The following is a 4,521-nucleotide window of genomic DNA, read 5'->3' on the forward strand; positions in this document are numbered from 1 at the left end:
CAGCAGCCAGGCTTCAAAGCGCAGGCCGAGTTCGGTGGCGCGCTGTTCGGACGCTTCGGGGAAGACCATGTTGCCGTCTTCGTCCACGGTGATCCAGTCGCGCGTGGTGGGGTCGATGTGGTCGTCCACGTCGAGTGCGAGCAGGCGCCGCGGCTGGTACTTCTTGCGCGGCTGCTTGCTGACGACGAAGCCGCCTTCGGCGAACTCGTCGTCGTCGCCGTGGTAGTCGCTCACGCCCACGAAGTCGAACAGGGTGAAGACGGGTTTGTTGCGCGCTTTGCGGGTGCCGCGCCCGCGCATCTGCTGGTAGAGGATGCTGGAGCGCGTGAAGCGGGCGAAGACGAGGTTGACCACCTCGGGGCAGTCGAAACCGGTGTCGAGCATGTTGACCGACACCAGGATCTGCGGAAACGGCTCTTTCTTGAAGCGGCGGATTTTGCCCATGCCGTCGGTGGTGTCGTCGGCGCCCTGGCCGCTGACCACGTAGTCGGCCACGCGCACCTCGGGCGCCGGTTTGAGGTGGGCGAACTGCGCATCGAACAGCTGGGCCAGGGTGTGGGCGTGCTGCTTGTTGACGGCGAACACGATGGTCTTGCCCAGCAAGGGTTTGCGCAGCACGCCGCGCCGGTCCACAAAGCCGTTGGCCAGCACCTGGGCGTATTCGCGCACGATGGCGCGGTTGCGTTCGGGAATGGTGAACTTGCGTTCCAGCGCGGACGGGTCCACCACGATCTGCGCCTGGTCGCCAAACACCTGCTCCAGCTCGGTGCGGGTGGTGGCGTCCATCGCGCTCCAGTCGAGTTCGTTGCGCTGGACGGGGAAGCCGCCTTCGGCCGCGGTCTTGACGGTCTGGGCCTTGTAGACCTGGTAGGGCACGAGGTGGCCGTCGCGGATGGCGTCCTTGAGCTTGTAGGAGAAGGTGGGCGCGTCCACTTCAAAAAAGCGCAGGGTGTCGCGCACGAAGGCTTTGTCTTCGGCGTCGCTGTTGTCGGCGTCGTCGTCGGTGGTGTGCACGCAGGGCGTGGCGGTCAGGCCGATCTGCACGCCGTCGAAGTGCTTGAGCACGCCGCTCCACTGGCCGTAGATGCTGCGGTGGCATTCGTCGCTGATGACCAGGTCGAAGTAGCCGCTGGAATAGTCGGCGTAGAGGTTGACCATGCTTTGCAGCGTGGTGACGGTGACGCGCTTTTCATCCTGAAATCGGCGGCCGGCGCGCAGCACATAGGCCGGGTAGTCGGGCAGGTGTTCGGCAAAGGCGTCTTCGGTCTGCTTGGCCAGCGGGATGCGGTCCACCAGAAACAGCACGCGGGTGACGAGGTTGGCCTCGAACAGGCGCTTGATGAGGGCGGCGGCGGTGCGGGTCTTGCCGGTGCCGGTGGCCATTTCCACCAGCAGCTTGCGGCGGCCCTGGACGATTTGCTGGCACAGGGTTTCAATGCATTCGAGCTGGTAGTCGCGTTCGACGATGCGGCGGTCGATAGGGACTTGCAGCACGTCGCGCCGCAGCCTGAGGGACGCGGCGCGGCGCTCCAGGTCGTCCTGCCGGAACACGGTCTTGACCTCGTGCGGGTAGGCCTCGCGCTGCCAGTCCCAGAACAGCACTTTTTCGCCGTTGGAGAGGAAGACGTAGGGCACGCCCAGCTGCTGCGCGTAGCCCCTGACCTGTTCCACCGCTTCCTGCGGGTGAACGCGGTAACGCTTGGCTTCGAGCACGGCGAGCGAGCGGCCGTGGCGGTCGCACAGCACGTAGTCGGCGCGTGTGCCGTCGGGCAGCACCACCTCGTAGCGCACGGCGTTGGTGTCCTGGGTGGTCCAGCCCTGGGCGGCGAGCAGCGCGTCGATCTGGACGCGGGCAAAGGCTTCGTTCGTCATGTTTCCCTCATGCGAATCTGGTGGAGCGGGTGTTCAGGTCGGCCACAGCCGCGCGAAGTCGAAGCTCAGCTGGCGGTGGTGGCGAATGGTGAGCAGGTAGACCGTGGTGTCGGTGGCGGTGTAGAGGATGAGGTAGTCGCTGTGCAGGTAGACCCGCAGCGCGTCGGCCGCGCCCGGCGGCAGCTGGGCCAGCTGCGCCAGGGCTTCGGCCGATTGTGGCGGCTGGTCGAGGTAGCGCTTGCCGATGCGGGGGAAGCGCGCGAGGTTGGGCACGACGGTGTCGCGCAGCCCGGCCAGCAAGTCGTCGTAGGCGAAAGCGGCGTCGGCTTCGGTGAGGAAGGCGTCGATGGACGCCAGCCGTTCGAGGAAGCTGGCGGTGAGTTCGACGCGGAGCAAGCGTTCGGCCAAGGGGTCAGCCCCGTTTGCGCGCCGCCATGGCCTTGGTTTTGGCGCGGGCCTTCTGCAGGCCGGCCAGGGCGGCGTCGGCGTCCTGCGTGCGGCCGGCCAGCACGTCGGCCAGGCCGCGGCGGGCGTCGTCCAGCAGCAGCAGGTGGATGCGCTCGCGCTCCAGGCGGTGGTAGTAGTCGAGCCGGTCGGCGTCGATCAGGGCGACGTAGCTCTCGCCGTTCTTGGTGATGATTTTTTCAGCACCGCCCTTGGCCTGCTCGGCCAGCTCGGACAACTGGGCGCGGGCCTGGGTGAAGGGCACGACGTCGCTGGCGGAAATGCCCATGGCAGGCTCCTGAAGGGGTTACAGAATTCTGCGCAGTTTAACAAGCAGGTGCAGGCAGCCGGTGGTGCCGTCGGTGACCGGGGAGCGTGTGGCCGCAGCGGGCCGGCTGGGCTACCCTTGGGCATGACCTCGCCGACCACCCCGTCCACCGCAGCCGTCGACGCCGCCGTCGCTGACCAAGAGCTTGACACCACGAGCGGCCTGACCGCCGCCCAGGCCGCCCAGCGCCTGGCCGACGAAGGCCCCAACGCCCTACCCGGCGGGCAGCGCCGCGGCCTGCTGTCCATCGCGCGGGACACGGCGCGCGAGCCCATGTTCCTGCTGCTGCTCACCGCGGCCACGCTCTACCTGTTGCTGGGCGACTGGCGCGAGGGCCTGACGCTGATGGGCTTTGTGGTGATCACGCTGGGGCTGACGCTGTACCAGGAAGGCAAGACCGAGCGCGCCATCGAGGCGCTGCGTGACCTGACCAGCCCGCGCGCGCTGGTGGTGCGCGACGGCGTGGCGCAGCGGGTGGCGGGTGTCGACGTGGTGCGTGGCGACCTGCTGCAGCTGAGCGAAGGCGACCGGGTGCCGGCCGATGCGCTGCTGCTGTCGGCCGACGGCGTGCAGGCCGACGAGTCGCTGCTGACCGGTGAGCCGGTGCCGGTGGGCAAACGCGCCGCCCTGCCCGCCGACGCGGCGACACCGGACGGGCAGACCGGCCGCACCCGCCCAGGAGGCGACGACCTGCCCACGGTGTACGCCGGCACGCTGATCGTGCAGGGGCATGCGCTGGCGCGCGTCACCGCGACCGGTGCGCGCAGCGAGATCGGGCGCATCGGCACCGCTTTGGGCACGCTGGCGCTGGCGGCTTCGCCCCTGCAGCAGCAGACCGGCCGGCTGGTGCGCCAGCTGGCGCTGCTGGCGCTGGTGCTGAGCCTGGCCCTGGTGGTGGTGCAGGGGCTGTTGCGCGGCGACTGGCTGCAGGCGGTGCTGGCCGGCATTGCCCTGGCCATGGCCATGCTGCCCGAGGAGTACCCGGTGGTGATGACGGTGTTCCCGGCGCTGGGCGCACGCCGCCTGTCCAGGGAAGGTGTGCTCACGCGGCGCATCAACGCCATCGAGACGCTGGGCGCCACCACCGTGCTGTGCAGCGACAAGACCGGCACCCTCACCGGCAACCGCATGGCGGTGACGCACCTGGCCGCCGGTGGCCCGACGCTGCCGGACCGGCTGGCGCTGGACACGCTGGCCGACCAGCCGTTGCCCGAGGCTTTCCACACGCTGGTGGAGTTCTCGATCCTGGCCAGCGTGGTGGACCCGTTCGACCCGATGGAGCAAGCCTTCCACCGGCTGGGCGAGCGCTTCCTGGCCGACACCGAACACCTGCACCGCGACTGGCGGCTGGTGCAGACCTACGGGCTGAGCCCGGCGCTGCGCGCCATGTCGCATGTGTGGGCGGCGTCGGATGGCGCGACGCAGACGGTGGCCGCCAAGGGCGCGCCCGAGGCGGTGATGGACCTGTGCCACCTCGATGCCGCGCAACGGGCGCACATCGCCACGGTGGTGGACGGGCTGGCCGCGCAGGGGCTGCGCGTGCTGGCGGTGGCCAGCGGCCGATTCGAGGGCCAGGACTGGCCCGCGAACGAACACGACTTCGACTTCACGTTCGTCGGCCTGCTGGGCCTGGCCGACCCGGTGCGCCCGCAGGTGCCCGCGGCCGTGGCCGAATGCCGAGCAGCGGGTATCCGCGTGGTGATGATCACCGGCGACTACCCCGCCACCGCGCGCGCCATTGCGCAGCAGGCCGGCCTGGCAGGGCCGGACGCCGCAGTGCTGTCGGGCGACGAGATGGCCGCCCTCAGCGACGCGGCGCTGAGCGAGCGCCGGGCGACGGTCAACGTCTGCGCCCGCATCGCGCCGGAGCAGAAGCT

General features: G+C 69.5%; 4 protein-coding genes. 1 reads left to right on the forward strand and 3 read right to left on the reverse strand.

From position 1 onward, the window contains the following. From ACR2JA_RS05120 to ACR2JA_RS05130, 3 genes are all read right to left on the reverse strand, one after another. A partial coding sequence (locus tag ACR2JA_RS05120) for a DEAD/DEAH box helicase family protein (RefSeq protein ID WP_434008033.1) occupies positions 1–1,872 on the reverse strand: 1,872 nt, incomplete at its 3' end. 33 nt (positions 1,873–1,905) lie between these two features. After that, positions 1,906–2,280 (reverse strand): type II toxin-antitoxin system RelE/ParE family toxin, encoded by a 375-nt coding sequence (locus ACR2JA_RS05125; RefSeq protein ID WP_434008034.1) that lies wholly within the window; start codon positions 2,278–2,280, stop codon positions 1,906–1,908. Positions 2,281–2,284: 4 nt separating this feature from the next. Then, positions 2,285–2,605, reverse strand: a complete 321-nt coding sequence (locus ACR2JA_RS05130) for a type II toxin-antitoxin system Phd/YefM family antitoxin (protein ID WP_434008035.1) — start codon at positions 2,603–2,605, stop codon at positions 2,285–2,287. Between the two features lie 123 nt (positions 2,606–2,728). On the opposite strand from ACR2JA_RS05130, the gene ACR2JA_RS05135 reads away from it, so the two are divergent. Further along, positions 2,729–4,521: cation-translocating P-type ATPase (locus ACR2JA_RS05135; RefSeq protein ID WP_434008036.1), on the forward strand; the 1,793-nt coding region annotated here is incomplete at its 3' end.

Source organism: Hydrogenophaga sp., assembly GCF_051007235.1.
Taxonomy (GTDB): domain Bacteria; phylum Pseudomonadota; class Gammaproteobacteria; order Burkholderiales; family Burkholderiaceae_C; genus Hydrogenophaga.